This window comes from Pseudomonas sp., assembly GCF_017744435.1.
Taxonomy (GTDB): Bacteria; Pseudomonadota; Gammaproteobacteria; order Pseudomonadales; family Pseudomonadaceae; genus Aquipseudomonas.
The window spans coordinates 24,809-39,971 of sequence record NZ_JAGIBG010000001.1 but is presented as its reverse complement, the minus strand read 5'-3'; the positions used below and the strand labels follow the sequence as shown (position 1 = coordinate 39,971).

At 65.7% G+C, this 15,163-nt stretch carries 14 protein-coding genes; 3 read left to right on the top strand and 11 right to left on the bottom strand.

The features are described from left to right. Nucleotides 1-23: 23 nt before the first annotated feature. Nucleotides 24-1,976, bottom strand: a complete 1,953-nt coding sequence (locus tag J7573_RS00205; RefSeq protein ID WP_294323444.1) for an FAD-dependent oxidoreductase — start codon at nucleotides 1,974-1,976, stop codon at nucleotides 24-26. A 188-nt stretch (nucleotides 1,977-2,164) separates the two neighbouring features. On the opposite strand from J7573_RS00205, the gene J7573_RS00200 reads away from it, so the two are divergent. Beyond that, nucleotides 2,165-3,208, top strand: a complete 1,044-nt coding sequence (locus J7573_RS00200) for an ABC transporter substrate-binding protein (protein ID WP_294323442.1) — start codon at nucleotides 2,165-2,167, stop codon at nucleotides 3,206-3,208. A 133-nt stretch (nucleotides 3,209-3,341) separates the two neighbouring features. Here J7573_RS00200 and J7573_RS00195 read toward each other — a convergent pair whose 3' ends face one another. From J7573_RS00195 to J7573_RS00150, 10 genes are all read right to left on the bottom strand, one after another. After that, complete coding sequence (locus J7573_RS00195; RefSeq protein ID WP_294323439.1) at nucleotides 3,342-4,049, bottom strand: GntR family transcriptional regulator; 708 nt, start codon at nucleotides 4,047-4,049, stop codon at nucleotides 3,342-3,344. Between the two features lie 53 nt (nucleotides 4,050-4,102). Next, the gene (locus tag J7573_RS00190; RefSeq protein ID WP_294323437.1) at nucleotides 4,103-5,128 is read right to left on the bottom strand and encodes a proline racemase family protein; all 1,026 of its coding nucleotides are present in this window, start codon (nucleotides 5,126-5,128) and stop codon (nucleotides 4,103-4,105) included. Between the two features lie 9 nt (nucleotides 5,129-5,137). Further along, nucleotides 5,138-6,619, bottom strand: coding sequence for an aldehyde dehydrogenase family protein (locus J7573_RS00185; RefSeq protein ID WP_294323434.1), 1,482 nt, complete (start codon nucleotides 6,617-6,619; stop codon nucleotides 5,138-5,140). Then, nucleotides 6,616-7,896: an FAD-dependent oxidoreductase gene (locus J7573_RS00180; protein WP_294323432.1), complete on the bottom strand. Its 1,281-nt coding sequence runs from the start codon at nucleotides 7,894-7,896 to the stop codon at nucleotides 6,616-6,618. Before J7573_RS00180 ends, J7573_RS00185 begins: the two co-directional genes overlap by 4 nt. Before the next feature lie 147 nt (nucleotides 7,897-8,043). Then, nucleotides 8,044-8,919, bottom strand: coding sequence for a dihydrodipicolinate synthase family protein (locus tag J7573_RS00175; RefSeq protein WP_294323431.1), 876 nt, complete (start codon nucleotides 8,917-8,919; stop codon nucleotides 8,044-8,046). 24 nt (nucleotides 8,920-8,943) lie between these two features. Continuing rightward, nucleotides 8,944-9,609 (bottom strand): amino acid ABC transporter permease, encoded by a 666-nt coding sequence (locus J7573_RS00170; RefSeq protein WP_294323430.1) that lies wholly within the window; start codon nucleotides 9,607-9,609, stop codon nucleotides 8,944-8,946. Between the two features lie 10 nt (nucleotides 9,610-9,619). Continuing rightward, nucleotides 9,620-10,291, bottom strand: coding sequence for an amino acid ABC transporter permease (locus tag J7573_RS00165; protein ID WP_294323426.1), 672 nt, complete (start codon nucleotides 10,289-10,291; stop codon nucleotides 9,620-9,622). Between the two features lie 10 nt (nucleotides 10,292-10,301). Beyond that, the gene (locus J7573_RS00160) at nucleotides 10,302-11,123 is read right to left on the bottom strand and encodes an amino acid ABC transporter ATP-binding protein (protein WP_294323423.1); all 822 of its coding nucleotides are present in this window, start codon (nucleotides 11,121-11,123) and stop codon (nucleotides 10,302-10,304) included. A 49-nt stretch (nucleotides 11,124-11,172) separates the two neighbouring features. Then, a complete protein-coding gene (locus J7573_RS00155) occupies nucleotides 11,173-12,006 on the bottom strand; it encodes a transporter substrate-binding domain-containing protein (RefSeq protein ID WP_294323419.1) in 834 nt (277 codons plus the stop codon). 215 nt (nucleotides 12,007-12,221) lie between these two features. Further along, a complete protein-coding gene (locus J7573_RS00150) occupies nucleotides 12,222-13,619 on the bottom strand; it encodes a cytosine permease (protein WP_294323416.1) in 1,398 nt (465 codons plus the stop codon). 234 nt (nucleotides 13,620-13,853) lie between these two features. Here J7573_RS00150 and J7573_RS00145 point away from each other — a divergent pair, with 234 nt between their 5' ends. Further along, complete coding sequence (locus J7573_RS00145) at nucleotides 13,854-14,741, top strand: EamA family transporter (protein WP_294323414.1); 888 nt, start codon at nucleotides 13,854-13,856, stop codon at nucleotides 14,739-14,741. Between the two features lie 59 nt (nucleotides 14,742-14,800). Continuing rightward, complete coding sequence (locus tag J7573_RS00140) at nucleotides 14,801-15,121, top strand: YbjQ family protein (RefSeq protein WP_103447044.1); 321 nt, start codon at nucleotides 14,801-14,803, stop codon at nucleotides 15,119-15,121. The last annotated feature ends 42 nt before the right edge of the window (nucleotides 15,122-15,163 follow it).

Sequence of the window (15,163 nt, the reverse complement as noted above, 5' to 3'; positions counted from 1 at the left end):
GGAAAGCCGCAGTATGGACAGGCTCAGAGCGCCCAGGCAACTGTCAGGCCTTCATGGATCGCCTCCTCGACCGTGCGCGGGGCCAGGCAGTCACCGATGCGTCGCACCTCCACCAGGCCTGCCAGTTCGGCGGCCAGGGTGTCCTGAGGTTGGTGACCAAGGCACAGCACCAGGGTGTCGATACCTTCGAAGATCATCGGTTCGCCGCTGGCGGTGTGCTGCAGGTAGACGGTGTTGTCGTCGCAGCCGTACAGGCGGGCATAGGGCGTGATCGGGATGCCCAGGCGGTGCAGCTCGCCAGCCAGCTGGTCGCGTACGTATAGCGGCAGGGTTTCGCCGCAGTGGGTGCCGTTCACCGCCAGTTGCACCTGGTGGCCGTCGCGGACCAGGCGCTCGGCGATACCGGGGCCGATCCAGTCGCAGCGCCAGTCGATCACCAGTACCGAGCGGCCGAGGGTGGCCTCATTGCGCAGGACCTGCCAGGCATCCACCACCTGCAGCTCGCCGCTACGTTCGAACGATGGCCAGTAGGGCGTGGCGCCAGTGGCGGCAATCACCAGGTCGGGGCACTCGCGTTCGACCAGGGTGCGGTCCACTCGTGTATTACGTACTACGTGTACACCTGCCAGTTCCATTTCCCGCTGCAGGTTGGTGCTGGCACCACCGAACTCACTGCGCCGGGGCAGCAGCTGGGCGAGCTGTATCTGGCCGCCGAGTTGTGTACTGGCTTCGTACAGCGTGACGTCATGGCCACGGGCGGCGGCAACGGCTGCGGCCTTCATGCCGGCGGGGCCGCCACCTGCCACCAGAATGCGTTTGCGCGCGGTAGCGGGGGCCGGGGTTTCGTACTGCAGTTCGCGGCCGGTTTCCGGGTGCTGGATACAGGAGATCGGCAGCCCTCGGTGGAAATGGCCGATGCAAGCCTGGTTGCAGGCAATGCAGGCGCGCACGTTTTCGACCTGGCCGCGCTCGGTCTTGGCCGGCATCTGCGGGTCGCAGATCAGTGCCCGGGTCATGCCGCATACATCGGCCTGGCCACGCGCCAGGATCAGTTCGGCTTCCTGCGGCTGGTTGATGCGCCCGGTGACGAACAGCGGGATGTCCAGGTGCTGCTTGAAGGTGCCGGCCTCGCGCGCCAGGTAGGCCGGGGCGATGGCCATGGGCGGCACGATATGCACGGCGCCGCCCAGCGACGCCGAGGTGCCGGCGACGATGTGCAGGTAGTCGACCTGGTCTTGCAGGGCCTGGGCGGCGGCGAGGGATTCGTCTTCGCTCAGGCCCTCGCTGTCGCGCTCGTCGGCGCTGATGCGCAGGCCGACGATGAACTGCTCGTCGGTGGCCGCCCTGACCGCTGCCAGCACCTCGCGGAGAAAGCGCAGGCGCTGTTCGAGGTCGCCGTTGTAGCCGTCGGTGCGCTGGTTGACCCGCGGGTTGAGGAACTGCGCCGGCAGGTAGCCATGGCTGGCCACCACCTCGACACCGTCCAGGCCGGCCTGGTGCAGGCGCCGGGCGGCGCTGGCATAGCCCTGGACGATCTCGTCGATCATCGCCTGGTCCAGCGCCCGTGGCATGACCCGGAAGCGCTCGTTGGGCACCGATGAGGCCGAGTAGGCCACCGCCAGCAGGCCGTCCGCCGACTCCATGATCTCCCGGCCCGGGTGAAACAGCTGCGACAGCACCACCGTGCCGTGGGCGTGGCAGGCTTCGGCCAAACGCCGGTAGCCGTCGATGCAGGCATCGTCGGTGGCCATCAGCACGTGCGAGGTGTAGCGGGCACTGTCATGCACCCCGGCCACCTGCAGCACGATCAGGCCGACACCGCCGGCGGCGCGGGCGCGCTGGTAGGCGATGAGCTTGTCGTTGACCAGGTTGTCGGTGGGCAGGCAGGTGTCGTGGCCGGTGGACATGATGCGGTTCTTCAGGCGTTTGCCGCGGATCTGCAGGGGCTCGAACAGGTGGGCGAAGGCGGTCGTCATGCGGGCAGCTCCGGTACGGTGTCGTTCTTGTTTTTCTCATGAAAGTGTAGCTTCAGTAAAAAATCAACTTGTTTTTTTACTTGCGCGCGACTAGCTTTTTCCCAGCCACGGCAGTGGCGCGTGACCTCACTACAACAAGAAACGGGCCTTCGAGCTGATGCTGGAAGGTACCGACAGGAGGCAACTCGATGCAGGCATTTCCTCGCAGTACCGGCCTTTGCGCAGCGCTGTTGGCCCTAGGCCTGAGCAGTGCGCAAGCGGCGCCGCAGATGGTCGTGGTCGGCTATGGCGGCGCCGGTCAGAAAGCCCAGGATGTGGCGATCTTCCAGCCTTTCAGCGCCCAGGACGGCAGCCAGTTGATCCAGAGCGAATACAACGGCGAGATGGCGCGTATCCAGGTGATGGCCGATACCGGCAATGTCGACTGGGACGTGGTGCAGATCGAGGGGCCGGACCTGATGCGCGGCTGTGACGAGGGCATCTACGAGCACCTCGACTGGCAGCGCCTGGGGCATGCCGCCGAACTGATCCCTGCGGCTGCCCAGGACTGTGGTTCTGCGGCGCTGGTGTGGAGCGTGGCGATCGCCTACGACCGCGACAAGCTGGCCCAGGCGCCGACCTCGTGGGCTGATTTCTGGAACGTGCAGAAGTACCCGGGCAAGCGCGGCCTGCGCAAGCGTGCGGTGTACAACCTGGAGTTCGCCTTGCTGGCCGACGGGGTCAAGGTCGAGGACGTGTACAAGGTCTTGTCGACCCCGGCGGGTGTCGAGCGTGCCTTTGCCAAGCTCACCGAACTCAAGCCGTACATCCAGTGGTGGGATGCCGGCGCGCAACCGGCGCAGTGGCTGACCGCAGGCGACGTGGTGATGACCTCGACCTACAGCGGCCGGATCGCCGTGGCCGCCCAGCAAGGCAGCCCGCTGGCGGTGGTGTGGCCCGGTAGCCTGTATGGCATGGATTACTGGGCGATCATCAAGGGCTCGAAACATGTCGAACAGGCCAAGCGCCTGATCAGCTATGCCAACCAGCCGGATACCCAGGTGCGATACGTCGAGCAGATCCCTTATGGGCCGACCAATACCCAGGCGGCGGCCAAGCTTGACCCAGCGCTGGCCAGTTGGGTGCCGACCTCGCCGGAGAACCTGCAGGGAGCCTTGGCGATGAATGTGGAGTTCTGGGTCGACCATGGCGAAGAGCTGGAACAGCGCTTCAATGCCTGGGCCAGCAAATAGGCGTCGGACTATCGCGACTGACTTGCCGGCCCTTTCGCGGGCAAGCCCGCTCCCACAGGATCACCTCAGGCTTGAAGCGAGTGATATACCTGTGGGAGCGGGCGTGCCCGCGAAAGGGCCGGAGCAGGAAAACTCAGGACACCGCCATCCGCGCGGTCAGGTTCTGCTGCATGTAGTCGAGGAACCGCCGCTGGAACAGCATGGTGTGTTCATGCGCCGCGTTCTCTGCCGCATCGGCATCGCGTGCGGCAATCGCCTCGATCATCTCTTCATGGTCGCGCCCCAGCCGATGGCTGCTGGCGGAACTGACAATGTGGTCGAAATGCAGGTGCAGCAAACGTTGCCCTTCACCGAGCAGGCGTTCGTAGTAATTGATGAAGTACGGGTTGCGCCCGGCCTGGGCGATGGCCATGTGGAAGGCCTTGTTCAGCTCCGACATGGCCTGGAAGTCACCCTCGGTGACAGCCTTGAGGTAGGCGGCATCGGCCTTGCGGATGTTGGCCAGGTCCTCCTCGCGGTGCTGGGTCGCCGCCAGGCGGGTGACCGCGCGCTGGATCAGGTCCAGGGCCGAGATGTAGTTGGGAAACTCCTCGATCTCGAACGGCGTCACCAAGGTGGTGCGGTTCGGCAGGATGGTCACCAGGCCTTCGGTGATCAGCCGCGCCAGGGCATCGCGCACCGGTGAGCGCGACAGACCGAACTGCGCGGCCAGCGAAACCTCGTCCAGCTGCACGCCGGGCTTGAGCTTGAGGGTGAGGATCTGCTTGCGCAGCTCCTCGTAGATGTAGCGACCGCTGTGACGGCGCACGCCGCCTTCGGTTTCGGTGTCTTTGGCCATCATCAGGTCTCGGTTGGGCTGGCCTCCATCATACAGGCCAGCCCCGGTCGTTTTCATCACTGCAGGCCGGCGCCCCAGGTATCACTGAGCATGAAGCCTGCCGCCAGCGGGTCGTCCGGGTCCACGCCCAGTTGCTGCAGGCCGTACAGCCAGGCGCGCCCGGTGACCCTCGGCAGCACCGCCGGGCGCCCGGCCACCTCGGTGGTGCCCAGCATCTCGACCTGGAACTGCCCGCCGATGGTCGAGCGTGATACCAGGCTGTCGCCCGCCTGCACCAGCCCGCGGGCGGCCAGGGTGGCGAGGTTGGCTGAACTGCCGGTGCCGCACGGCGAGCGGTCGACCCGGCCCGGGGGCAGGGTGGTGCAGGTCTGGTAGGTGCGCCCGTCGAGGCGGTTGCGGAACATCACGTAGGCCACCTCGTTGACCGACGGCAGCAGCGGGTGCTGGATGTTCAGCTGGCGGTTGATCACGTCTTTCAGCGCCACCCCGGCGTCGGCCAGGGCGCGGGCGTTTTCCGGGGCGATGGTCAGGCCGGTCTGCTCGACGTCGATCAGCGCGTAGTAAACGCCGCCGAAGGCCACATCGACCTTCAGCGTGCCGAACGCCTCGGTCTCGATGGCCAGGTCCAGGTGCTCGACGAATGCCGGCACCATGTCCAGCGACACGCCCAGGCAGCGCCCGTCCGCGCACTGGGCGCGAGCGGTGACCAGGCCGGCGGGGGTGTCGAGCACCACCGTGGTTTCCGGTTCCTGCATCGGCACCATGCCCAGTTCGAGCAGCGCGGTGACCACGCAGATGCAGTTGCTGCCCGACATCGGGTGGGCCTTGTCGGCCTGCAGCACGATGAAGCCGGCGTGGGCTTCGGGCCGGGTCGGCGGCAGCAGCAGGTTGACCGACATCTGCAGGCAGCCACGGGGCTCCAGGGTCACCAGGCGGCGCAGGCTGTCGTCGACTTCGTTGATGTAGTTCATCTTGTCGAGCATGGTCGCGCCAGGGATGCCCAGCACGCCGCCAGTGATGACCTTGCCGATCTCGCCCTCGCAGTGCACTTCGGCCAGTTGCAGGGTCTGTTTCCAACGCATGGCGTTACCTCACTTGATGTACCAGCCCCAGGGCTGTTGGCTGTCGTAGCGGGTGATCTGCTTGGTTTCCAGGTAGTTGTTCAGGCCCCATTCACCCAGCTCGCGGCCGATACCGCTGTGTTTGTAACCGCCCCAGGGGGCCTCGGTAAAGGTCGGTTGCGAGCAGTTGATCCAGACGATGCCGGCGCGGAACTTGCGGGCGACCCGCTCGCAGCGCTGCAGGTCCCTGGACATGACGGCCGCACCCAGGCCGAAACGTGAGCGGTTGGCCGAGCGCACGGCTTCTTCTTCGCTATCGAAGGGCCGCACGCAGACCACCGGGCCAAAGATTTCTTCGTTCCAGATCCAGCTGTCTTCCGGCACATCGGCGAACACGGTCGGCTGCACGTAGTAGCCCTTGTCGAGGTGCGCCGGGCGCTCGCCGCCGCAGACCAGCCGCGCGCCTTCTTCGCGGCCGCGTTCGATGGCGGCCAGCACCTTGTCGTACTGGCCGCGGTTGACCAGCGGCCCGAGCAGCACGCCATCTTCCAGGCCGTTACCGAGGGTGATCTTGCGCGCCTCCTGTTCAAGGCGGGCGAGCAGCGGTGCGTACAACGCACGTTCCACCAGCACCCGGGAAGTCGCCGAGCAGACTTCGCCCTGGTTCCAGAAGATGCCGAACAGGATCCACTCCACCGCCGCGTCCAGGTCGCTGTCGGCAAAGATCACGAAGGGCGACTTGCCCCCCAGCTCCAGGCTGATGTTCTTGATGTCACGGGCCGCCGCCTGCATGATCCGGCTGCCGGTGGGCACGCTGCCGGTGAAGGCCAGCTTGTCGACGTCCGGGTGCTCGGCCAAGGGGGCGCCGGCGTCGGCACCGAGGCCGGTGACCACGTTCAGCACGCCCGCTGGCAGGCCGGCTTCATCGGCGATGCGGGCCAGTTCCAGGGCGGTGAGCGGGGTCAGTTCGGACGGCTTGAGCACCATCGTGCAGCCGGCAGCCAGGGCCGGTGCGACCTTCCAGGCAGCCATCAGCATCGGGAAGTTCCACGGGATGATCGCACCTGCCACGCCGATCGGCTCCATGCGGGCGAGTGCAGTGAAGCGATCGTCCGCCAGGGCGATACCTTGCTCGCGCTGATCATCCAGTTTCTCGGCGAGCTCCGCGTAGTAGTCGAAGCAACCTGCGGTGTCACCGATGTCCCACAGCGCTTCAGGCAGCGGCTTGCCGTTGTCGCGCACTTCGAGTTCGGCCAGGGCTTGCTGGCGTTCACGGATCAGCGCGGCGATACGGCGCAGCACACGGGCGCGCTCGTGGCCGGGCAGATGTGGCCAGGGGCCGTTGTCGAAGGCGTTGCGAGCAGCCGCGACGGCGGCGTCGACGTCTTCGGCGGTTGCAGCGGCCACCTGGGTGATCAGCGTTTCGTCGCTCGGGTCGATCGTGTCGAAGCGCCCGCCGTTGATGGGCGCGGTCCATTGGCCGTTGATGTACAGCTGGTCGTAGCGGTTCATGCATGTCCTCCGATAAGGGCGAAGCGTCGGGCGCTGAAGGGGCTGAGGTCCTGGGCCGGGCGGCGGCCGCCAGCCAGGTCGCTGATCAGGCGGCCGGTGGTGGCGCCGAGGGTGAGGCCGAGCTGGCCGTGGCCGAACGCCATGAGGGTGTTCTGCAGCCGTGGCGAACGGTCGATCACCGGCTTGGTGTCAGGCAGGAACGGGCGGTAGCCGACGCCGAATTCCATGCCTTCTGTGCGCAGTTGCGGCAGCACCCGGCGGGCTTTTTCCAGAATGATTTCGGCGCGCCTGAAATTGGGTTGGGCATTGGGCCCGGCGAACTCGATGGTGCCGCCGATCTGCAGGCCACGGGTCATCGGTGCGAAGCAGAAGCCTCCGTCGGCGTAGATCACCGAATGGCGAATCTCGACGCCAGGTTGCGGCAGCACGGCCTGGTAACCGGCAATGCCAGCCAGCGGAATATTGACCCCCAGCGTGTCGAAGAAGGGGCGCGCACCGGTACCGGCGGCGACCACCAGCAGATCGGCGGGTACACGGGCACCGTCGGCCAGGGTCACGCCGCTGGCCTTGTCATGGTTTTCCTCGATCTTCAGCACGCGCTGGCGGATGCGCTTGCCGCCCTGGGCGACGAAGCTCTCGGTCAATGCGGCGATGAAGCCTTCGGTGTCGCTGACGGCGCGCCAGTCCGGGAACAGCAGGCCGTGATGAAACTTGCCGGCCAGCGCCGGTTCGAGGTCGCCGATAGCGGCACCGTCCAGCTCTTCGGAACGGAAGCCCAGCTGCTTGCGCAGTTCCAGGTGCGGGCGTTCGTGGGCGAGGCCGGCGGGGGAGTCGAAGACTTCGAGGATCGGCCGCTGGCCGAGCAGGGTCTTGTCCGGGCAGGCGTCGAGCAGCGGCGCGTAGTCGTCGTACACGTGCTGGGTCAGGCGTGCCATGTCCTGGGCGATTTCATGGATCTTGGCCGGGCGGGCGCAGGCGAGAAAACGCATGAACCACGGCAGGATCCCCGGCAGCGCGCTCGGGCGCAGGGCCAGGGGGCCTTTCTGGTCGAGCAGCCAGCCGGGGATCTTCATCAGGATGCCGGGCTTGGACAGCGGGATCACTTCGCTCACGGCCATCTGCCCGCAGCTCCACTTGGCGGTGCTGTCGCCGGGGGCGGCGGGGTCGATCAGGGTCACCCGGTGGCCATCGCGCTGCAGGTACAGCGCGCAGCACACGCCGACGATGCCGCCGCCGATGACCACGGCCTGTTGCTGGGTAGGGTGCGGGTTGTTCATGGGTCAGGCTCTTGAGTAAAGGCGAGGGCTTTGCCCTCGATTCGCGGGCAAGCCCGCTCCCACAGGGTCCGCGCCGCTCCCAAGGCCGGTGCTGAACCTGTGGGAGCGGGTTTACCCGCGAATGGGCCGCAAAGCGGCCCCTTGCGATTACTGTTGCGAAGCTTCGTACACCTTGCGGAACTCGGCCTTTTCTTCATCGGTCAGCGGCAGCAGCGGGGCGCGGGCGTTGCCGACCTTGAAGCCGGCCAGCTCGGCGCCGTACTTGACCTTCTGCACGAACTTGCCGCTTTCCAGGTTGGCCATGGCCGGGAACAGGCTGCGCATCACCTGCTGGGCACCGCGGATGTCGCCGCGGGTGAAGGCCTGGTGGAAAGCCACGACCTTCTCCGGGAAGATGTTGGCCGGCCCGCAGATCCAGCTGTCGGCACCCCACAGGTAGAAGTCCAGGGCCTGGTCGTCGGAGCCACAGGACAGCTGGATCCCCTTGTATTTCTCACCGATCTCGATGGCGCGCAACAGGTTGCCGCTGCTTTCCTTGATGCCGATCACACGCGGGTGCTGGTGCAGCGCGGCGATCACGTCCATGCCGACTTCGACGTTGGTGCGGATCGGGTAGTTGTAGAGCACCACGTTGATCTCGGGGAAGGTCTCGAGGATGGTCTGGTAGTGCGCCAGCAGCTCTTCCTGCGAGGGCAGTGCGTAGTAGGGGGGGGCGATCAGCAGGTTGGTATAACCGGCGTCGACGGTCTGCCTGACCTGCTCCAGCACTTCACGGGTGCACGAGCCATTGGCCCCGGCAATCAGGGTGCCGCGGTCACCGACCACTTCCTTCACGGTGGCGAGGATCTGCCGGCGCTCGTCGTTGGCCAGGGCGTAGTATTCGCCGGTCGAGCCCAGCGGCACGAAGCCGCTGACGCCGGCGGCCAGCTGGTGTTCGAGGATCGCGGCGAGGGTGTCGTGGTCGACCTTGCCGGCGGCATTGAACGGGGTGACCAGGGCGGGCAGGATGCCGTTGAGTTTCATGTGCAAGTCTCCTTGGGTGAAGTATCAGTAGGCGTAGCGACGCAGCAGGCGCCCTTCGATCACGCCGACCAGGCGGGTGAGCGGGAAGGCGACGAGGAAATAGATGACCGCCACCGCCGAGAGGAACTCGACCGGGCGGGCGGTGCTGTTGGAAATGTTCTGGCCGACGAACATCAGGTCGGCGACCCCGACCGAGGAGATCAGCGCGCTCTCCTTGAACAGGCTGACCACGTTCGACAGCAGCGGCGGCACGGCGCGCAGCAGGGCCTGGGGGAACACCACGTATAGCACCTTGACCCGCGAGGTCAGGCCCAGTGCGGTGCAGGCATCGTGCTGTTCGCTGGCGATGGATTTCAGCGCGCCGCGGAAGGTCTCGCTGGTGATCGCTGCCATGTACAGGGTCAGCGCGATCAGCACCGAGCCGTAGGGCGGGATATCCACTCCGAACACCACCGGGAAGCAGAAGAACACCCAGAACAGCTGTATCAGCAGCGGCGTGCCGCGGAAGAACTCCACGTACAGGGTCAGCGGCAGGCGCAGCAGCGGCGTCCTGAACTGGCGCAGCAGGCTCAGCACGAAGCCGGCAAGGATGCCCAGCAGGGCGCACACGGCGGTGAACGCCAGGGTCAGGGCCAGGCCCTTGAGCAGCACCGGCCAGTAGTGCAGCACGACTGAAAAATCGAGTGGCATGGCGGTCTCCTCAGCGTTGCGCGGCCAGGTCCTGGCGCCGTTCGAACCACTGCACCAGCTGCGCGACCGGCAGCGACAGGGCGAAGTAGACCAAGGCGATCAGGGTGTAGGTTTCCAGCGGGCGGTAGGCCTCGGTGGCCAGGCTTTTACCCACGTACATCAGGTCGGCGACCGCGACGATGGCCACCAGTGCGCTCTGCTGCAGGGTGCCGATGCCATTGGTGATCAGCACCGGCAGGGCACTGCGCAGCGACTGCGGCAGCACCACGTACAGCGTGCGTTGCCAGCCCTTGAGGCCCAGTGCGATGGCGGCATCCAGGTGCTCGCGCGGCACCGCCTGCACGCCGGCCCGATAGGCCTCGGCATTGAACGCGGTGAGGTTCAGGCCCAGGGCCAGAAAGCCCATGGCGATCGGGTCGATGAACACGTTGAACAGCATCGGCACGCAGTAGAAGAACCAGACGATCTGCAGCAGTGCCGGGGTGCAGCGGAAGAACTCGATGAACAGCTGCGCCGGCCAGCGGATGACCCACCAGCGGCTGAGCGCCATCAGGCACAGCACGAAGCCGCAGGTCAGGCCGATCAGGTTGGCCACCAGTGCCAGCTCGAGGGTGACCTTGAGGCCGTCGAGCAGCGCCGGCAGGCTGCCGTTGAGAAAGTGGAAGTCGAATTGGTAGTTCATCGCGGCGGCCTCAATCCAGGTGCAGGACCTTTTCCAGGAACTCGCGGGTACGCGGTTCGCGCGGGGAGGTGAACAGCTGCTCGGGGTGGCCTTGCTCGACCACCTTGCCGTTGGCGCAGAACACCACGCGGGTGGCGATATGCCGTGCGAAGTGCATGTCGTGGGTGACGATGATCATCGCCATCTTCTGCTCGGCCAGCTGCAGCATCACGTTCTGAACTTCAGTGACCATTTCCGGGTCCAGCGCTGAAGTGACTTCGTCGAACAGCATCAGGCGCGGTTCGAGCATCAATGCCCGGGCAATCGCCACCCGCTGCTTCTGGCCGCCGGACAGCTGGCTGGGGTAGGCGTGCAGCTTGCTTTCCAGGCCCAGACGGGCGAGGTAGGCGCGGGCCTTTTCGGTGGCCTCGGCCTTGCTCAGGCCGTGCACCTTGACCGGCGCCAGGATCAGGTTGCCCAGCACCGACAGGTGCGGGAACAGCGTGTAGTGCTGGAACACCATGCCGATCTGCTTGTGCAGGGCTTCGTCCAGCGGCTTGCCGTGCTTGTGCTCGCCGGCGATGTAGGGCTTGCCCTGGAACTGGATGTGCCCGCCCTGGATGCCCTCCAGGCCCATCAGCACGCGCAGCAGCGAACTCTTGCCGCTGCCCGACGGGCCGATGATCACCAGGCGGTCGTCGGCGCGCATGTCGAGGTTCATCCGGTCCATCACCACCAGCTGCTCGCCATAGGCCTTGCAGACGTCACGCAGCTGGATGAAATCGCCGCCCTGGGGCAAATCCGGGGTGAGCGAAGCCTGTGGCTGGGCAGCCACCAATCGGGGAGTGTTCATCGTTTCGTCTCCACGAAGGCGCATCGGGCGGCGCCTTCGGCACGGGGCTTTACTGGGCGGGCTTGTCGGCGGCGTTGGTTGCGGTCGACGCCTTGTCTACCAGCTTTTCGATTTCACCGGTTTCGCGGCGCTGGGTCAGGTAGATGTTGAGCACCGCAAGGTCCGCGGCGGACATCTCGCGCGAGACGCCAAACGACACGCCTTGCTTGGCCAGGGCCGGCTTGGGGAAGACTTCCCTGGCCCAGTCGTTGGCCAGGGCGAACAGGTGGTTGGTGTCGTTGGCGTCGGCCAGCACGTCGGCACGGCGCGACATCAGGGCCATGCGGGTTTCGTCGGAGCCTGGCAGGCGCATCACGGTGGCGTTCTTCACTACGGCGGAGACGGCCTTGTCGGCGGCAGTGCCGGACATCACGGCAATGGTCACGCCGGGCTTGTCGTAGTCGGCGATGGCACTGCCGGCACCGCTGAACTTGGGGTTTTCCTTGTTCACCAGCAGCGACACCTGGTAGTCGGTGGCCGGCACCGAGAAGGCCACGGCGAGGGCGCGTTCCGGGGTCTGGTTGAGGGCCATGGCAAGGTCCCACTTGCCGCTTTGCAGGCCGGCGACCTGGTTGTCCCAGCTGGTGTCGATGAACTGTGCCTTGACCTTGAGTACCTTCTCGGCGAAATCGCGGCACAGATCGACGAAGTAGCCGCTGTACTGGCCGCTGGCGGCATCGCGCATCACGTAGGGCGCGGCAACGGCAGCGCCGCAGCGCAGCACGCCGGCTTTCTGAATGGCTTGCCACTGGGGGGCTTCAGCGGCCTGGGCGCTGATAGCCAGGCCCATGACGGCGGCGCTGGCCAGGGTATTGCGGATGGAGCGGGGGACTGAAACGCGCATTTTTGACCTCTCCGTTGAACTTGTTCTTGTAGGCAGAAGGGCAAGGCTGAATCGCTGTGTGGTGCTTTGAGTGTTGTGATGTGTGCAGCGATGTATTCAGATTAGGCCCGGGCGCGAAATGTTGTCAACGGGGAGTTTTCTTAAGGCAAAAAAAAGACCTGTGGGAAGGGGCAGGCCCCTCGCCACAGGTCTTTTTGAATCAAAGGGTTATAGGATCAGCGCGCCTCCGGCACGATCATGCTGGCGGGGGCTTCGGCGGCACGTCGGCGCGCCACGCAGTAGTACAGCACACTCGGCACCACCAACCCGATCAGCCACGACACATCCACGCCACCCAGGTGCGCGACCATGGGGCCGGTGTAGAGCTTGGTGTCGATGAACGGCATCTGCACCAGCACGCCAAAGGTGTAGACGCTGATGCCGGGCCAGTTCCAGCGGCCATAGCGGCCCTCCGGGTCGGCCAGGGCCGGGACGTCGTAGCGCTCCTTGGTGATGAAGTAGTAGTCCACCAGGTTGACCGCGCTCCAGGGCACGAAGAAGGTCAGCAGGAACAGGATGAACGACTTGAACGCACTGAGGAACGAGTGCTGGCCGAGCAGGGCGACCAGAGTGGCGGCACCGACAATGGCCAGCACGAACACCAGGCGTTGCACGCGGCTGATCGCCAGGTGGCCACGGAAGCCGCTGATGATGGTGGCGATGCACATGAAGCTGCCATAGGAGTTCAGTGTCGAGATGGTCACCTTGCCGAAGGCGATGCTGAAGTACAGCAACGCTGCGGTGGTACCGGCGCCGCCGAGGCCGACGATGTAGGCCACTTCACGCCCGCTGAACTGCCCGCCAGCGATGGCCGCAGCGAACACGCCGAGGATCATCGACGCCTGCGCGCCGACGACCGAACCCAGGCCCGCGGCGAGGAAGGTCTTCACCGGCGAGGTGCTGCTCGGCAGGTAGCGCGAGTAGTCTGCCACGTAGGGGCCGAAGGCGATCTGCCAGGAGGCCGCCAACGACACCGCGAGCAGGAAGGTGGCCCAGCTGAAGTGGCGGTTTTCCAGCAACTGGCCGATGTCGGCGAGCATCAGGATGCGGCTGAACAGGTAGACGAAGGCAATGATGCCCAGCACGCTGGCGACCCGGCCGATCCAGTGGATTACCCGGTAGCCGGCCAGGGTGGCGAGCACGATCACCGACGCGAAGATGAGGATGCCGGTGCTGTCGCTGACGCTCAGCAACTGGCCGATGGCTTGCCCGGACAGCACCGTGCCGGTGGCCGTAAAGCCCAGGTACATCAGGCACACCAGCACCATCGGGATGGCCGCGCCGTACACACCGAACTGCACGCGGCTGGAGATCATCTGCGGCAGGCCCAGGCGCGGGCCCTGGGCCGCATGCAGGGCCATGACCGCACCGCCGATCAACTGGCCCAGCAGCAGACCGATCAGCGACCAGAACACGTCGCCGCCGAGCACCACGGCCAGGGCGCCGGTGACGATGGCGGTGATTTGTAGGTTGGCGCCGAGCCAGAGGGTGAACTGGCTGTACAGCTTGCCATGGCGCTCGGCCTCGGGAATGTAGTCGATAGAGCGCCGTTCGAGCACGGATTTGCGGGACATTGAGGGCTCCACTTGATTGTTTTTGTGTCAGGGAGAGGGCCAGCGCCGGCGCGCTGCGCGGGTGGCGTGTGCCTGATATCAGCATGTCTATACAAGTAGGGTCAAGTGAAGCTTGCAGGCCGTAACAGACAATCTGTTGCGCAAGGGTTGGCCACAACTGTGCTGGTCCCTGCTCGGAAAATGGCCTTATGCTGTTACGAAATATGTCTAGAAAGCCTGAAGAAGGAAGCTGCAATGCCGCTCAAGGACCTGCTGATCGCCCTGGTGGTGATTGTCGCCTGGGGAGTCAATTTCGTGGTCATCAAGGTCGGCCTCGATGGCCTGCCGCCGATGCTGCTGGGGGCATTGCGCTTTCTGCTGGTGGCGTTTCCGGCCGTGCTCCTGGTCAAGCGGCCGAAGCTGCCGTGGCGCTGGCTGATCGCATACGGCGCGACCATCTCCCTGGGCCAGTTCGCCTTCCTTTTCCAGGCCATGTACAGCGGCATGCCACCGGGCCTGGCGTCGTTGGTGCTGCAGTCGCAAGCGTTCTTCACCCTCGGCTTTGCCGCGCTGTTCCTGGGGGAGCGGCTGCGCCTGGCCAGTGTGCTCGGGCTGGTGGTGGCTGCCAGCGGCCTGGCGCTGATCGGCAGTGAAGACAGCGGCCATGTGCCGCTGGTGGCGTTGCTGCTGACCTTGTGTGGCGGGGCCATGTGGGGCATGGGCAACATCATCACCCGCCGCTTTGGCTCGGTGGACCTGGTGGCGCTGGTGATCTGGGGCGGGCTGATTCCGCCGCTGCCGTTCCTGGCCTTGTCGTGGTGGCTGGAAGGGCCGGAGCGCATCGGCCATGCGCTGGCCAATATCAGCTGGAGTTCGGTGCTGGCGCTGGCATACCTGGCATTCGTCGCCACCATGATCGGCTACAGCCTGTGGAGCAAGCTGCTGTCGCGCCACCCGGCGGGCAAGGTGGCGCCATTCTCGCTGCTGGTGCCGGTGATCGGCCTGAGTTCGTCGGCGTGGTTGCTGGGTGAGCGGCTGACGGCGGTGCAGGGCTGGGGCGCGCTGCTGGTGATGCTCGGCCTGCTGGTCAATGTATTCGGGCCGAAGCTGGGGCAGCGACTGCGGGAGGCCAGTGTGCAGTAGCGGAAGCGGCCGGCGCATTTGTTAGACTTGGCCTTTTTTGCAAGGCCAAGGAGCTCTACATGATCATCTCCACCACCAGCCAGCTCGAGGGCCGCCCGATCGCCGAGTACCTTGGCGTGGTCAGCTCCGAATCGGTGCAAGGTATCAACTTCGTGCGCGATTTCTTCACACGCGTTCGCGACGTCTTCGGTGGCCGTTCGCAGACCCTGGAAAGCGCGCTGCGCGAGGCCCGCGAGCAGGCCACCGAGGAACTCATTGCGCGGGCACGGCAGTTGCAAGCCGATGCCGTGGTAGGCGTGGACTTCGAGATCAGCATGCCGTCGGTGCAAGGCGGCATGGTCGTGGTCTTCGCCACCGGTACTGCCGTGCGGCTGAAGTAGCCAAATGCCACTGGTCGGGTCTGCAGGTTTCGGCCGGGCAGT

Excerpts from the sequence above, each read along its gene's own strand:
- J7573_RS00140 (WP_103447044.1), top strand. The coding sequence starts at position 14,801 with ATGATCATCTCCACCACCAGCCAGCTCGAGGGCCGCCCGATCGCCGAG.
- J7573_RS00185 (WP_294323434.1), bottom strand. The coding sequence starts at position 6,619 with ATGAACCGCTACGACCAGCTGTACATCAACGGCCAATGGACCGCGCCC.
- J7573_RS00180 (WP_294323432.1), bottom strand. The coding sequence starts at position 7,896 with ATGAACAACCCGCACCCTACCCAGCAACAGGCCGTGGTCATCGGCGGC.
- J7573_RS00160 (WP_294323423.1), bottom strand. The coding sequence starts at position 11,123 with ATGAACACTCCCCGATTGGTGGCTGCCCAGCCACAGGCTTCGCTCACC.
- J7573_RS00200 (WP_294323442.1), top strand. The coding sequence starts at position 2,165 with ATGCAGGCATTTCCTCGCAGTACCGGCCTTTGCGCAGCGCTGTTGGCC.
- J7573_RS00145 (WP_294323414.1), top strand. The coding sequence starts at position 13,854 with ATGCCGCTCAAGGACCTGCTGATCGCCCTGGTGGTGATTGTCGCCTGG.
- J7573_RS00175 (WP_294323431.1), bottom strand. The coding sequence starts at position 8,919 with ATGAAACTCAACGGCATCCTGCCCGCCCTGGTCACCCCGTTCAATGCC.
- J7573_RS00170 (WP_294323430.1), bottom strand. The coding sequence starts at position 9,609 with ATGCCACTCGATTTTTCAGTCGTGCTGCACTACTGGCCGGTGCTGCTC.
- J7573_RS00150 (WP_294323416.1), bottom strand. The coding sequence starts at position 13,619 with ATGTCCCGCAAATCCGTGCTCGAACGGCGCTCTATCGACTACATTCCC.
- J7573_RS00205 (WP_294323444.1), bottom strand. The coding sequence starts at position 1,976 with ATGACGACCGCCTTCGCCCACCTGTTCGAGCCCCTGCAGATCCGCGGC.
- J7573_RS00165 (WP_294323426.1), bottom strand. The coding sequence starts at position 10,291 with ATGAACTACCAATTCGACTTCCACTTTCTCAACGGCAGCCTGCCGGCG.
- J7573_RS00155 (WP_294323419.1), bottom strand. The coding sequence starts at position 12,006 with ATGCGCGTTTCAGTCCCCCGCTCCATCCGCAATACCCTGGCCAGCGCC.
- J7573_RS00195 (WP_294323439.1), bottom strand. The coding sequence starts at position 4,049 with ATGATGGCCAAAGACACCGAAACCGAAGGCGGCGTGCGCCGTCACAGC.
- J7573_RS00190 (WP_294323437.1), bottom strand. The coding sequence starts at position 5,128 with ATGCGTTGGAAACAGACCCTGCAACTGGCCGAAGTGCACTGCGAGGGC.